The 15,398-nt window shown below is 27.7% G+C and carries 13 protein-coding genes and 1 pseudogene; 4 read left to right on the top strand and 10 right to left on the bottom strand.

Annotation, left to right across the window (positions count from 1 at the left end; genetic code table 11):
* Positions 1 to 319: 319 nt before the first annotated feature.
* Positions 320 to 1,117, top strand: coding sequence for a DUF1189 domain-containing protein (locus CLSA_RS07610; RefSeq protein ID WP_022744897.1), 798 nt, complete (start codon positions 320 to 322; stop codon positions 1,115 to 1,117).
* A gap of 486 nt (positions 1,118 to 1,603) precedes the next feature.
* Here the strand turns inward: CLSA_RS07610 and CLSA_RS07605 are convergent, their stop codons facing one another.
* The 5 genes and pseudogenes from CLSA_RS07605 to CLSA_RS07585 form a co-directional block, all read right to left on the bottom strand.
* On the bottom strand, positions 1,604 to 2,434 hold the full coding sequence (locus CLSA_RS07605; RefSeq protein WP_022744895.1) for a M48 family metallopeptidase: 831 nt from the start codon (positions 2,432 to 2,434) through the stop codon (positions 1,604 to 1,606).
* Between the two features lie 1,146 nt (positions 2,435 to 3,580).
* Positions 3,581 to 3,967 (bottom strand): dihydroxyacetone kinase phosphoryl donor subunit DhaM, encoded by a 387-nt coding sequence (gene dhaM / locus CLSA_RS07600; protein ID WP_022744894.1) that lies wholly within the window; start codon positions 3,965 to 3,967, stop codon positions 3,581 to 3,583.
* An 11-nt stretch (positions 3,968 to 3,978) separates the two neighbouring features.
* Positions 3,979 to 4,608, bottom strand: a complete 630-nt coding sequence (gene dhaL, locus CLSA_RS07595) for a dihydroxyacetone kinase subunit DhaL (protein WP_022744893.1) — start codon at positions 4,606 to 4,608, stop codon at positions 3,979 to 3,981.
* A 26-nt stretch (positions 4,609 to 4,634) separates the two neighbouring features.
* Positions 4,635 to 5,630 (bottom strand): annotated as a pseudogene (gene dhaK / locus CLSA_RS07590) (dihydroxyacetone kinase subunit DhaK).
* A gap of 104 nt (positions 5,631 to 5,734) precedes the next feature.
* Positions 5,735 to 6,439, bottom strand: coding sequence for an MIP/aquaporin family protein (locus tag CLSA_RS07585; RefSeq protein WP_022744892.1), 705 nt, complete (start codon positions 6,437 to 6,439; stop codon positions 5,735 to 5,737).
* Between the two features lie 818 nt (positions 6,440 to 7,257).
* Between CLSA_RS07585 and CLSA_RS07580 the strand changes: the two genes are divergently transcribed.
* On the top strand, positions 7,258 to 7,833 hold the full coding sequence (locus CLSA_RS07580) for a DNRLRE domain-containing protein (RefSeq protein ID WP_022744891.1): 576 nt from the start codon (positions 7,258 to 7,260) through the stop codon (positions 7,831 to 7,833).
* A 160-nt stretch (positions 7,834 to 7,993) separates the two neighbouring features.
* Here CLSA_RS07580 and CLSA_RS07575 read toward each other — a convergent pair whose 3' ends face one another.
* Positions 7,994 to 10,168 carry an elongation factor G gene (locus CLSA_RS07575; protein ID WP_022744890.1) on the bottom strand — a complete coding sequence of 725 codons (2,175 nt, stop codon included), beginning with the start codon at positions 10,166 to 10,168 and terminating at the stop codon, positions 7,994 to 7,996.
* A 319-nt stretch (positions 10,169 to 10,487) separates the two neighbouring features.
* On the opposite strand from CLSA_RS07575, the gene CLSA_RS07570 reads away from it, so the two are divergent.
* Positions 10,488 to 11,756, top strand: a complete 1,269-nt coding sequence (locus tag CLSA_RS07570; RefSeq protein WP_022744888.1) for an IS4 family transposase — start codon at positions 10,488 to 10,490, stop codon at positions 11,754 to 11,756.
* A 203-nt stretch (positions 11,757 to 11,959) separates the two neighbouring features.
* On the opposite strand, the gene CLSA_RS07565 is transcribed toward CLSA_RS07570, so the two are convergent.
* From CLSA_RS07565 to CLSA_RS07555, 3 genes are all read right to left on the bottom strand, one after another.
* Positions 11,960 to 12,364, bottom strand: a complete 405-nt coding sequence (locus CLSA_RS07565; protein ID WP_022744884.1) for a YmaF family protein — start codon at positions 12,362 to 12,364, stop codon at positions 11,960 to 11,962.
* Between the two features lie 186 nt (positions 12,365 to 12,550).
* On the bottom strand, positions 12,551 to 13,000 hold the full coding sequence (locus CLSA_RS07560) for a DUF5673 domain-containing protein (RefSeq protein ID WP_022744881.1): 450 nt from the start codon (positions 12,998 to 13,000) through the stop codon (positions 12,551 to 12,553).
* Positions 13,001 to 13,343: 343 nt separating this feature from the next.
* Positions 13,344 to 14,285: a ribonuclease Z gene (locus tag CLSA_RS07555; RefSeq protein WP_022744879.1), complete on the bottom strand. Its 942-nt coding sequence runs from the start codon at positions 14,283 to 14,285 to the stop codon at positions 13,344 to 13,346.
* A gap of 305 nt (positions 14,286 to 14,590) precedes the next feature.
* Here CLSA_RS07555 and CLSA_RS23405 point away from each other — a divergent pair, with 305 nt between their 5' ends.
* Positions 14,591 to 14,746, top strand: a complete 156-nt coding sequence (locus CLSA_RS23405; RefSeq protein ID WP_022744877.1) for a hypothetical protein — start codon at positions 14,591 to 14,593, stop codon at positions 14,744 to 14,746.
* Between the two features lie 333 nt (positions 14,747 to 15,079).
* On the opposite strand, the gene CLSA_RS07550 is transcribed toward CLSA_RS23405, so the two are convergent.
* The gene (locus tag CLSA_RS07550; RefSeq protein WP_022744874.1) at positions 15,080 to 15,313 is read right to left on the bottom strand and encodes a hypothetical protein; all 234 of its coding nucleotides are present in this window, start codon (positions 15,311 to 15,313) and stop codon (positions 15,080 to 15,082) included.
* Between the last annotated feature and the right edge of the window lie 85 nt (positions 15,314 to 15,398).

The following is a 15,398-nucleotide window of genomic DNA, read 5'->3' as shown; positions in this document are numbered from 1 at the left end:
TACACCATCATAATAAAATAAACCTTAAATTCATAATCAATTTAAACTTTAATTTTGCCTAGTTTTATTTAGAGACAGGATGGTCTAACGAACTGTCTAAGATTTATACTCAAATATAAATCTACAAATATTCTATTTTAATTGAATTTATATATTCATAATACAATAAATAATTATAACTCTATAACTTAAATAAATCAAAGTTAAAATTATCCAAAATTTATTTTAGCCATATTTCAACCCCATTTGCCATTTGTACACAATATGTTATAATTAGCAATATCGTTTGATTATATATTAAATTTGAGGAGGTTTTTCTTTGGAAACTAAAATGGGATTTAGGCATAAACTGGCATATAGCTTTTTCAATCTTACTGCCTATAAAGAATTTTTAAGACAAGGAGTTGGTAAATCTATATTTTATATTTTTCTTGTCACTATAATATTTTCTACTATAGTTAATATTATTACCCTGAGCTCATTTAACTCTGACATATCGAAAGTGCAAGCAAAATTTATAAATGAAGCGCCAAATTTCACTCTCGAAAATGGTGTATTATCTATAGATTCCACTCAACCTATTTACTATAAACATGACGGTCAAACTCTTATTGTAGATACAAGTGGAGCAACAACTTTATCCGCTTTAAGTCCATATAACAATGGTGTATACATAGATGCAAATTCTATAACATTTAGACAAAACTATCATACACTAAAAACTTTAAAATTTAGTGACTTTGCTAACATAGGTGCAAATAATAATACATTTCGAGAAGCATTGTCAGTTTTTAAATTTATGTATAATGTAACATTGTTATTTATTGATCCTATGCTTTCTTTTTTAGAAAATTTATTTTCTGTATTTTTAATTTTAGGTCCTGGAACCTTAATTATTAGTTCTATTATTGGCTTTAAATTAAATTACTCAAAGTCTTGTACCTTAAGCTTTTATGCAATGACTTCATCAATATTAATAGAAGCTTTATTAAATGTTGCGCAAATAGATATACCTGAATTTTACATATTATACTACATAATTGCTTTAATTTATTGTGTACTTGCAATTAAAAAAATTAAAAATATTGATAATTCTAATTTAAACGTTACGAAATAATAAATAAACAACTTAGAATTTAGAATCATGTGGTAACTTTACCGAAATCAAATACATTTTTGTTCCGCATGACTATAAAAGCTCTAGAAGTTTCTAAATGAGACATTGCACCATTACTGAATACTCCTTAAGCAATTTAAGGACAAGCAATAATGGAACAATCTCTCATTAAATTTAGTAAACATTTATATATATTTTAATTATAAATAACACTTATGTTTTAAATATATATTCAAAATTAGAAATAGAGTTAATGCTTTTGAGTAGTAGTAACCGAAACAAATACACTATCTCTATTTCAATTAACTATCGCATAAGTTGTTTAGGCACATGAAAGAAAGTAATAGACCAAAGATGCGATACATATTTGGTGTCAGACAAGGAAGTAAGTTTTGGTAATAGCAAGCCTATTGGCAAAACTTACTGACGCAGTATGACGCAAAATATGTAAGCATACTGGTCTATTATTTTTTAATTGTGCCTTATCTATATATATAAATTCATTCCGTTTAATTTAAGCCATTCATGTTTTTCTTTATAATCTGGCATTACTTCCTTTACCCTATTCCAAAACTCTCTCGAATGATTTCTATGATCCATATGACACATTTCATGAACTACAATATAATCAATTACATCAAGGCTAGCCATACTAATCCTCCAATTAAATAGAATTTCATTTTTTCCTGTACAACTTGCCCATCTCCGTTTTTGTTCCTTAACTTTAACCTCACTTACTTTATCTTTAAAATTTCCCGTATAATATTGTATCCTTTCCTTTACAATTTCCATAGTTCTTTGTCTATACCATTTCTCTAATGCTAATTTTATTTTTTCTTCATCTCTTGTATTAGTATGTATAATAAATTTATTTGCTAATTGTTCTTTACTTATAAAAACATTTTTACATTCTTCTAATGTATTAATTGATGATGTAATATAAGTTTTATCTATAAATAATCTATTAGACTTTGATTTATTAAAATTCTCATTATTTAATTCTACAATTATATTTTTTCTCATACCGTCAAAAACCAAATGTAAAGGATACTCCTTACCTAAATACATAAATGTACTTCCTTCAATAGCTTTTCTATCTACCTTTTTTATGTTCCTTTTACGTATTTCGTCTTGCTTTTCAACTATCCATCTAACCTTATCTTTAACTGCTTTTATTATAGTTTCTTCTGATACTCTAAAAGGAGCACTTACTATTATTTTACAATTTTCATCTATCTTTATTCCTAAAGTTTTTCTTTTACTACGTACAATAGTAAATTCTATAATTTTATTTTCATATTCAAAACTAATTTTCATATTTACCTCATTAAAATTAATATACAGATTTGCTATATATCCAAACTTGAGTGACGGTTAACCAAAACTCCATACATTTTTGTTCCACAGGGCTATGAAATTTTCACTGAAAGGTTCTAAATACAAGGGCGTGCCCATTTTTGCATGCTCCTAATATAAAATTATGACAAGCCAAAATGGTACAACCTCGTACTAAGAACCTTCACAGTTCAATTTCAAATGCCTGTTTCACAAAAATGTATGGAATTTCTAGCATGGAAACATATTCTAATTATAAATTTAATTGTTAAATTGAATACATACATAGGGTTCCGCAATGAGGATTCCTATATAATTTATGTAATAATATATTTTAACATATATTATTACATAAATTATAAGTAAACAAGAAATTTGCACTCTTTTCTTTCCTAGACATTAAAAGGATCATCTCTTTTTTCATTGAGATGATCCTAACTATAGGAGGATGTGATAAAGTCTATTTTATAGAATAAATTATCGAAAAGCTAATCGCTTAATATGTTGTTTTATAACGATTTTCCGACTGTAAAACTTTGTTCAATCACATCCTCCTATAGATAAACAAACTACGAACTAGATTTAAACTTTAAAATATATTCCAAAGCATAAATTAAGGGTACTCTTTTGCGAGCATTGCATTTAGAATATGGCTATAGGTATTTCTTCAATAAAAGTTGTTCAATTTTTGCTTGTCCTTAACTTGTTTGAGGAGTATTCATAACTGGTGACAACCTCTATTGCTAGGAATCCGCAGCACAATCATATAACAACCGAGAAAAAGAATATATCTTCTTTCAGCTAATTACATCCTAAGTCTAAACTCTAAGCTGTATATATATATATCCAACTTAAGAATTACACTTATGCTTTGAATATATATCCCAAAGTAGAAATAGAGGTTATGTATTTGTGTAGTGTTACTTTAAAAATTTTGATAGCTATGCTTCTTAGATTGTAAGTTGTTCCACATGTGCTTGCTCACAACATGTTTGTGAAGCAAGCACTGTGGGTGCAACTTGCAGTCTTAGAAGCATCTATCAAAATTTTCAGTAACCGAAACAAATGCATAATCTCTATTTCGGTTAGCTATTACATAAGTCTAAGTTAAAAGTTGTTTATCTATATTTAAATTTTATTTAATGACATTCCTGTTAATGACATATTAACTTTTTCCATACTCTTATTCATGCTACATTCAACTGCTGCCACTACTACACCTTCAATTAAAGGAGCATCTACAATTTGAATTTTTTCCTTCATAGAGTCATTTAAAAATTCAACTGCCATTTCTGCATTCATAAACGCACTTCCCAAGTCGAAAAATATCATTACTCCATCTTCACTATAAACCTTTTTTATAGCCTCAGTTATTTTATTAATGTCAGTTCCAAGTCTATTATCTCCTGTTCCTCCAGCGGCCTCAATCTTTGCCTCTGGTGCCATTTGAAGCGCAATTTCTTTAGCTCCATTAGCAACTAACTCACTATGGGATACTACCACAATTCCAACCATCTCATGTCACCTCAAAACTTTAATTCTTCTGCTATAGTACAGAGTATTATATACATTGAAGTAGCTCCTGGGTCTTGATGTCCCAAACTTCTTTCTCCCACATAGCTTGCTCTACCTTTTGTTGCAATTATATTTTTAGTATTCTCCATTCCTTTTTTAGCTGCATCTATAATTGCAATTAAAACATCGTTTTGAGATTTGTTTTCATCTAAGGCTTTCCTACCAGCTTCTATAGATGGCGATAAAGTATCAATTATAGTTTTTTCTCCTTCTATGGATTTTCCCCTCATTTTTATTCCATCTAAAGAAACTTGTAATATTTCAATAAAATCATTTATATCCATAGAACTTTTATTTGCAACTACACTTGCTGACTTCATAAAAGCTGTTCCGTATAACGGTCCAGATGCCCCACCAACATTACTTACCAGTGCCATGCCACAACTTTTTAATATATTTCCTAAATCATCTTCTGGAAGATCCTTTACTTTTTCTACAACTGCTTTAAATCCTTTACTCATGTTAAGGCCATGATCCCCATCTCCAATTGCAGCATCTAGTTCACTTAAATATAGTTTATTTTTCTCTATAGCAATGTTAATTTTATTTAAAATTTCCTTTAATTGAGTACCATTAATCATTTCTAACCTCCTTGTATAATATACTTTTAAAATACTTTAAAACCTGGAGTATTAGATTTCGCGTCAAGTAACTCCTTTAATTCATCATCAAGCTTTAATATGGATATAGAGCATCCTGCCATTTCTAAAGATGTCATAAACTCTCCAATGAATGTTTTATGGATCTTTATTCCTTTTTTATTTAGAATTTCATTAACCTTTTTATTTACTATATACAATTCCATATTTGGCGTCGATCCTAAACCGTTTACAAGAACTGCAACTTCATCTCCACTATTTATTGTTATATCATCTAATATTTTATTAGTTAAATGCTCTGCAATTTCATTTGCACTAGAAATTTTTTCTCTGTGAGTACCTGGTTCACCATGTATACCCATTCCAATTTCAATTTCATCTTCACCTAACTCAAAATTAGCTTTGCCTGCTGCAGGTACTATACAGGATGACAAAGACATTCCCATACTTCTAACATTCTCTATAGTTTTTTCTGCAACTCTCTTTACTTCTTCTAAACTGCTTCCAGTTTCAGCCTTAGCACCAGATATCTTATGGACAAAAACTGTTCCAGCAATTCCTCTTCTTCCAGCTGTATATAAACTATTTTCTACAGCTACATCATCATTCACAATAACTTCTTCAACTTTTATACCGTCCATTTCAGCCATTTCCTTTGCCATTTCAAAGTTCATAACATCTCCGGTATAATTTTTTATTACAAGTAAAACTCCTTGTCCATTATTAGTGGCTTTAATTGCTTAATATACTTGATCAGGAGTTGGAGATGTAAATACTTCACCACATACTGCAGCATCTAACATTCCATATCCAACATATCCAGCATGTGCAGGTTCATGTCCACTTCCTCCACCACTTATTACAACCACCTTATCTTTTGAACTATGTGTTCTAACTACTACATTAGCACTATCTAACTTTCTTAAGTATTCTGGATAAGCAGCTGTAAGTCCATCTAACATATCCTTTAAAACATCATCTGCATTATTTATTAATTTTTTCATTGTTAGTGCCTCCTAAATAATTATACTCTACTTGTACATATTATTGCTTTAACTGCTCTACTCATAATTTGTGATTTTATATTATAAACTTTAACCTTTTAAATTTATACTATTGCTTGATAGAAAAATGCGGCTACTAAACCTCCAACTATTGGTGCAACAACTGGAATCCAAGCATATCCCCAATTAGAATCACCCTTTTTAGGAATAGGTAAAATAGCATGTGCAATTCTAGGAGATAAATCTCTACATGGATTAATAGCATATCCAGTAGGTCCACCTAAACTTAAACCAATTGCAAAAATTAGTCCACCAACTACTATTGTATTGATTCCAGGTGCCATTTGATTTGCACCTAGTCCTAAAATACCAAATACTAATACAAATGTTCCTATTGCTTCTGTTAAAAAATTATATAATGTGCTTTTTACTGCTGGCCCTGTAGCAAAAACACCTAATTTTGTTCCTGGATCTTCTGTTGCTTCAAATTGACCATGATACATAATAAATACTAATACAGCCCCTACAAATGCTCCTAAAAATTCCCCTGCAAAATATTGTGGAACTGTTGCCCAAGATATCTTTCCAATTGCTGCAAGTGCAATAGTTAATGCTGGATTAAAATGAGCTCCACTGTAATTACCAAATATAAGTGCTGGAATTGCAACTGCTAATGCCCAACCAGTTGTTATAACTATCCATCCGCCACCATTACCATTTGATTTTTTCAATGCAACATTAGCACATACTCCACAACCTAAAAGTATAAGTAGCATTGATCCTAGAAATTCTGACATAAAAATTGACATAATAATACCTCCCCTTTTTCTGCATTATATATTAATTAATGTTTTAATTAATAATCATTATTGTTAACGTTACATTGTTGCCATTTTATTAATATAAGTTTATATAGTCCTTTATGAATAAATTATTGTAAAAAATAACTACATAAAGCACAACTCACATTAATCTTATTAAAATGAATGCTGCTTTATGTAGTTACCTACTCTCATACTCTTCAAACTACATATTCTAACTTTATTTAATTCAACTGTAATCCTTTACTTAACAAGGTAATTATTACATATTTATATTTCAAAGTCAATATATTTTATACTACTTTCCTCTTATAATATTTATATTTTAGCTATTAAACCAATAAAAAAATATAAAATGTTAAAATTTAAAAAACATTTAAGTGTAGAAATGTGGTATACTCTAATAAAGCTTTAGATTTTTAAGATTCTAAGATGTGAATTAATATTCAACAATGGGGAAACTTTTAAAACAATTAAGGCCACTTTAACATTATTTTTTTACATATTCACTTTTAAATCTTAAATTAACCTAAGCTCTAAATGTAGTTAAACTATGTTTACATTTTAAATTTTACAATGAAAAACCTAGGTTTGTTTGATAAAACAAATAATTATCTTCAGATAATTGTATGTTTTATGAAACTAACCTAGGTTTTTCTTTTTATCGACTGTAAAAAATAATAAGTAAAATTATATGTAATATTTACCAAAATTCCATGAATATTATCAGTTTCTACATATATATTTAGAGTAAGAGAATTAATTTTGTAGCATATGCTTAAACATATAAAAGGAGTTGATTATTATTGGATTCTATTTTTAAATTTAAATGTAATGGTACAAATTATGTAGATAGCGGTAATGCTAATAAAAACTTTTATGACTGTAAAAACTTATTTGCTGGAAGTGTTCATAAAACTTCCTCACATTCTACCATGTTCAAATCTTTGATTACTTTCGATTTGTCTAACTTACAACCATATCCAATTTCATCTGCTTATTTATGCTTGTTTGTAAAGGATATCAACTCTGATACTAGCTACTATAGTAATGATACTCTTTCACTTTATAAAAATACTTGTGATTTTGATGTAAAATCTGTTACTTGGAATACTCTGCCACCAACAGACTCTCATATGCATCTAAGTATAACTCCAAATGATGTCGGAAAATATATTAAAATTAATATAACTTATATTGTGAACAGTTGGATTCAAGATGACAAAAACTATGGTATAACATTGGAAGCTAATAATTTTTATTCATCACTGGTAAAATTAGCTTCTGCTAATTCTTCAAATCCACCTTGGCTTCTTATAAAATACAAAAATCATAAAGATATTTCTGATTATAATTCAAACTTAAAAACCGTCTATCAATAATTAAAACATCATATAAACTCTAAATGTAATGCTGAATTCACTTTAAATCAATAGGCATATTTAAATAAATAAATTATAAAAAACGTTTTTTATTAAATATGCCTAAACATTTAGTTAAATTATCATATATTATAATTTATTAACATAACGATATTTTTAATTATTCTAATTCACAATGCATTGATTTGTCTGCCTCATCCCACTCTACTATATAACCTTGACCATGTGAACAAAAAATTGAACTTGACGTATATTCAATATCCGCATTTTTATTATAATCTCTTTTTTGAATTACTTCTTCACTATTATGACAATTATCATAACCATCATAAATTAAATTTATATGTCCTTTACCTTTAGTAAAAGCAATAACTTCCATAGGATAATCCATAAATCTTGCAACTGGTCCACGGCCATTTACTATCATTTTATCTTTTGCAATTTCTGGTGCATCAAAAGTTCCATCCATTTTTTGAATATCACTTAATACTCTTCCAATAAAATCTTGTTCGACTTCTATTGTAAACTTATAATAAGGTTCTAAAAGTATATTTTCCACCTTTTCTAAACCTTGTCTTAACGCTCTAAATGTTGCTTCTCTAAAATCTCCACCAGAAGTATGCTTTAAATGAGCACGGCCTGTTAAAAGAGTTATTTTTATATCAGTTAATGGAGATCCTGTTAAAATTCCATGATGTTCTCTTTCAAAAATATGTGTTTTAATTAAATTTTGATTTCCAATAGTCAAATGATCCGAATGACATTTATTATCAAAAATAATTCCACTATTTCTTGGTAAAGGCTCAATCTTTAAATGCACTTCTGCATAATGTCTTAATGGCTCAAAATGACCACTTCCTATAGCTGTTTCTAAAATGCTCTCTTTATAGAGAATTTCACAAGGCCCAAACTCAACGCTTAAATTGAATCTCTCTTCAACAATTTCTTTAAGAACCTCCAATTGAATTTTCCCCATTATATGTACATGCATTTCTTGAATAGCTTCACTCCATATTACATTTAATGCTGGATCTTCTGCTTCTAAAAGTTTAAAATATCCTAAAACTTCTTTTATATTATAGAAAGCATCAAAAATAACTTTAGACATTAACGTAGGAACCATTTCATAATTTGTTTTTAATCTTAGCTCTCCAATTCCTTCACCAGGTAAAACATTTGTTAATCCTGTAACTCCAAACACATCCCCTGCTTTTACATTATCAACTGCTTTAAATTTATTTCCATTATAAATTCTTATACTACTCACTTTTTCCTTAATTTCATTCCCATATTCAAAACTTAATTGTAATTTGCTGTTATCACTTTTCTCCATTTCATTTGAATAATTATTAGCTTTTATTTCACCTCCATGGATAATTTCATCCCTAACCTTTAATTCTCCTTTTAAGCACTTTATAAATGTTATTCTATTTCCAGTTGCTTCATGACGAACCTTATAAACATATCCAGCAAATTTATTAGTAGTATTTAAAATATTATCTCTAAACATAGGCATTAAACTACTATTATCATTACAATCCGCTATGTTTAAATCCTCATAATTTGTAAATGTTAATTCATCTAATCCATATATAAATTCTAATATTCCTTCATCTTGAAGTGCAGATCCTGCAAAGCATGGAAAAACCTTATTTTCCTTTATCAAATTTCTAAATACATTTTTCCATAGCTTTTCATCATATTCTCCATCCAAATATTTTTCTAAAAGTACTTCATCATATTCGCTTATAAATTCAATGATTTCATCATTTAAATCTAAATAATTATTTTGTACATTTTGAGTATTACTATTATTAACTTTACTCTCATAATTAAATTCTTTATCAGCTTTAAACTTTATAGAACTTTTATCAATATAACATATATCCTTAGTTAAATTCTTTTTTATTTCCTCAATTACTTTATCCTTATCTGCTCCAACTCTATCTAATTTATTTATAAAAAAGAATGTTGGAATTTTATATTTTTCAAGTAATCTCCATACAGTCTTCGTATGCCCTTGTACTCCTTCTACAGCACTTATAATTATTATTGCATAATCCATAATTCCAATGGACCTTTCCATTTCAGTAGAAAAATCTACATGGCCAGGTGTATCGATTAAATAATATGTAGAATCACTAAATTTAAAAACAGCCTGATCAGAGAACACTGTAATGCCTCTTTTTCTCTCAATGCTATGACTGTCTAGAAAAGCATCCTTATGATCTACCCTTCCTCTGCTCCTTATACTATTTGTATGATAAAGTACCTGTTCTGAAAATGTAGTTTTACCCGCATCAACATGAGCTAGTACACCTATTGTTTTCTTCATAAAATCATCCTTTTGCTAACTTAATTATTATATTATAAATTTAAACTAATCTAATATAAAATACAAATGTATATTATCATATATTTAACCGCACCTCATATTAAAATAAGATGCGATTATTCTATATAAACTTTAAAGTACATTCAAAAAACAACAATTCCATTTGCTGGCCTATTTTTCATCAGAGGAAGCTCGACTCACATACGCTCAATGTCGTCAACTTAAAGAAATATATAAAATTAATAAAAAAACACTTGACAATAATTAGAAAAAATGAAGCCTCATTATAGATATTAAATTTATAGCGAGGTTTGATTTTATGAAAAATATTAAATTATTATCCCAAATTTTAAAGAAAACAAATAAATTAATTATTTCCAATGAGTTTAAAGAAGCGTATAGCTTAGGTAATTCATTTTCAAGAAAAAGAAAATTATCTTTTTCTAATGCAGTACATTTTATTTGCTCCGCATTACGAAAATCTATGGCTACAGAAATAAGTAATTTCATTGAAGAGCATACATATTTAGATTTTCCTTGTATATCAAAACAAGCATTTTCTAAAGCAAGACAAAATATTTCCCCTGAAGCATTTAAAGAATTATGCAGATTATTTGTTGATTCTTTTTATAGCTCAACAAACAATTTAAAAAAGTGGAATGGATTTAATGTTCTTGCTGTCGATGGAACCTCTTTGCAAGTTCCTGATACAATTGAATGTGGTGAATATTTTGGATTAAGTAAAAATCAAAATAAAGTACAAACTGCTATTGCGTCGGCGTCAGCCTTATATGATGTATTAAATGATATAATAATTGATGCGTCTGTAACTAAATTTAGAACTAGTGAAAGAGAAATGGCCAAACAACATATAAATACACTTAATAATGAAAAATTACTCAATAATAGCATTGTAATTTTTGATAGGGGCTATCCTTCTTATGATATGTTTGATTATTTAAACGATAGAAATTTATTTTTCTTAATGAGAATATCATCTTCATTTAAGATAATACAATCTATTTCTTCTGAAGATTGTATTTTTGAATATAAATCAAAAGGAGAATTGAAAAAAGTAAGAGTTATAAAAATAAAACTTTCTGCTGACACCACAGAAATATTAGTAACTAATATATTTGATGAAATTATTACTCCTAATCAATTTAAAGAATTGTATTTTCTTAGATGGGGAGTTGAATGCAAATATAAAGAACTTAAAAGTAGTATTGAAATAGAAGAATTTTCTGGAACTAAGCCAATTGCAATTGAACAAGATTTTTATGCATCTATTTATATATCTATGGTTGCAGCACTTATAAAGAAAGATGCCGACGCTGCAATAGCAAATAAAAATAAAGATAAAAATTTAAAATCAGAATATCAAGCAAATAGAAATTTTATATTATGTGACGTTTTGAAGAAGATAATAGTTATGATGGTAAAGCCTATTTCAGGAAAAAGAATATTAGAACATATATTAGAAAAAGCTAAAAAAATACGCTCACAAATACGTCCAAACCGTAATTGTGAGCGAAAAAACAAGCACCCATGGAAAAAGCATCATTCTCAAAGGAAATCTTGCATATAAGTTTGTAAAAACTAAATATTTCCAAAATCCTACTTTTGCCAGTAGGTTTATTAATTATACCATTTTTTAAGAAATATAGCATACGCTATTCGAAATTTGTAGTAATTTTTTCATTACTATTTTACTAAGTTGACGACATTGCACATACGCTCACTAAGTAAGCGATTCACAACAAATTGGACTTGTTATTTATTTTCATGTGCCTAACATCTTCTGCCTTCTGGTACGCTAGAAGGATTTTCAATTAATGTTGTAAAATAAAAATTATGCTGATGTCCATCATTACGGCTTGTTACACCTCTTACTAAATGGATATGCTTTCCACCTGGAAGATTAATCGCCCTACCTGTAGTATAACGGATAACATGAAAATGATCATCAAAAGTATCAGTGAGAACCTCTACTATATGAATATGAGATTCACGATATCTAATTGGTGGACTTGTTACACCTGCAATTCTATGATTATGAACATCCCCATTATCATCTCTTGCATAATCTGTGCTTGATAAAAATTCATGATTATGATTTATTATTCTATTACAATTTTGATTATATTTGTCACTTTCTTCAAAAGAAGAATCAGAACTGCTGCAACTATCTGACATTGAAAGTTCCTCCTTAGTAATTTAATATATTACATATTATGTTCATTTACATATTTATGTGAATAAAATAAAAAATAAGGTTAACATCCAATACTAAATGTTAACCTTATTTTCACTTAGGCACATGAAAGAAAATAGCAATTTCAAATATTCTGCGAGATTGATATATTATTTTTTTAATGTGTTTTATCTTCTGTAGTGCTTATAATTTATTGCACGTGATAAATATTTTCTAACTTCTTCTATATTTTCTTTTTTAAAATATATTCTTCTTACTCCTGCATTCGTTTTATATAAAAGAACATATCTACTAGCCTCTTCATCCAGAGAATAGCTTTCTATCTTTTGCCAAATTGCTACATATGAATTTAATAATATTCCTTTTTCTGTTAAGCCACTTTTATTTCCAAGAACTGCAATTGGCAATATTGCAATTAATAATATAATGTTATAAGCATTAAGAACAAAACTTTTAGATGCTATTGTTACAACTATAAATACTGCTACCATTACTGGCACTATAATTCCATATTTATTTCTTCCCCTAAAAATAATTTTATTTCTTCTATCTATAACAAAAAGTATCACATCCATTGCTACTATAAATAGAATTGGTAATATTGTTGATATTTCCATTCTTGTCCCTACTCTCTTTCAATTCTTTCTTTTCCATAATGTAATTTTTACCCATGTTATTTTTTATGCTATTTATATGTTTGCCTAATTCAATCTCTTCTTCCTTTTTATTAATCTTTATTAAGAACTTTTGTTTAAGTAATAAAGTATCTATATCTTGTCCAACCTATTCCATGTGTGAAATTCTACTTCATCACCTGCTTTATTTAAATAAAATGACAACTTTTACATGAACTTATTATAACATATTTCATAAAAATTTTCTTAATGTTATTGGTAAAATATATATTATGTTTATCATTTTCTTATTTATTCAATTAAATTAACATTTTCACTTATAAATTTAATTTTCATTATTTTTATCATCTTCAAAATTTAGAGTAATATTATATCTATCATATCCAATTATTGTATCTTCAAAAATTTCTTTTGCATTATTAATATAAATATCAGGCTCTGCAATCGCAGTACTAAAATGCGTTAATAAAAGTTTTTTTACATCAGCATTTTTAGATAAAGTGGCTGCTTCTCTAAATGTCATATGCTTATTTTTAATTGCTTTTTCTATATCACTATCATCTCCATATGTTCCTTCACAAATAAAATAATCACTTTTTTTCACAAATTCCACAATATCTTCGATTGGTCTTGTATCAGTAGTCATACTAATTTTTATTCCTTTTCTATTTTCGCCCATAACCATTTCAGGGTTATATTCTATACCTTCAAAATATATGCTCTCTTGACTTTTTTGAAGCTTACTCCAAATAGTTTTAGGAACATTATTCATAGCAGCTTTTTTAGGATCAAATTTTGGTTTTCTTTTCAAATAAAAGCTATATCCAATACAAGGAGCTGAATGATCAAGCTCTAATGTTGATATCTCTATATCTTTATTTATGTAATTGTTATCTACATAAATAATATCTCTTGGATTCTCTATTACATTAATTTCATAAGGTAACCAACTTGCAATGACTCTAAGTCCATTTACAGCTTCTGTTATTCCTTTCGGTCCAATGATTGTAATTGGCTCTTTTCTTCCACTGTTTCCTATAGTTCCAAGTAATCCTGGAAGGCCAACTATATGATCTCCATGAATATGTGTAATACATATAACATCTATGCTTTTAAATCCTGCATTACACATTCGCATAGATACTTGAGTTCCTTCTCCACAATCTATAAGTATTTTTCTTCCTCTATAACTAATTAAAAGAGATGATAAAAATCTATTTGGCATAGGCATTCCGCCACCGCATCCTAATAAAATTAGATCAATCATAATTATTCACCCTTTCTTTGGTATAATATCATCTTTATTATATATTATCACAATTAATTTTAAATAATTCTTTATTCATGTTTTATAACTATAATTTCTTAGTCAAATGAAAGAAAATAGCAAGTCCAATCTAACATGAAAATATGCTAGCAGATGAACTTGTTATTTTTTTATATGACTTAATTACATGTATTAATAAATTAAAATAAAAATATAGAAATCTTATTTTTTTAATATTAACATTAGTAATTTATATTAATATTAGACATACTATATATGTACAAAATAAATAAGGAGATGATACTATGCAAAACAATAACAAAAAAGATTATTCAAAAAGTAATTACCTAAGGAACGGTAATAAAACACAAGACCAGTATGGCAAGAGCAGTTTTAATACAACTATAGAAAAGCCTGGAATCAACGAAAGTGGAGTTGAGGCAAAAAAAAGAGGTTTTTAGATAAACCTAACTAACTCATGCTAAAAAATAAATTGTTTGAACATCCTAGATTTAAACCTCATCTTATAAATAAATTTATTTATAAGATGAGGTTTTAAGTCATATGGAATAAAATAACAGACTAAAATTTTCCCTATACTTTTACACTAATTAAAAAATTTATATTTTTTATATTAGCTATGAACTAAACATATTTATTAAACATTATATTAAATAAACATGCATACTTATTGATTACTTTTTTGATTATAATTATAATGTAACTGCTATTCAAAAAGTATGAAATTAATAATTAGTGTGTAATAATTCATTCGATATTTTATAAATATTTAACTAACTATTTAAAAGTTTTAATAATTCTTCAACAGAGTGCTTAGCTTCTTGTGGCAATCTGTCAAGAGCATGTTGTCTTTCTGCTTCATTATTAATTTGTGCTATTTTTAGAACCTGTTGTTGAAGACCAGGTATTCTATTCAAATTGGCTACCGCTTGATTAAATTTATTTGCAAAATTCTGATCCTGTTGCATTTTTTGCTGAATCTTCATTATTAATTGATAACCATTCATTTTTATATTATCCTCCTATTAAATCCCTCTTTGCTTCATATTCTATAATATTCATATTGATTATAAATGTTCATTCAAAATATGA

It is taken from the genome of Clostridium saccharobutylicum DSM 13864 (assembly GCF_000473995.1).
GTDB lineage: Bacteria > Bacillota > Clostridia > Clostridiales > Clostridiaceae > Clostridium > Clostridium saccharobutylicum.
Note: the sequence above shows the minus strand (reverse complement) of the source record. Positions and strands in the feature narration are given on the sequence as shown.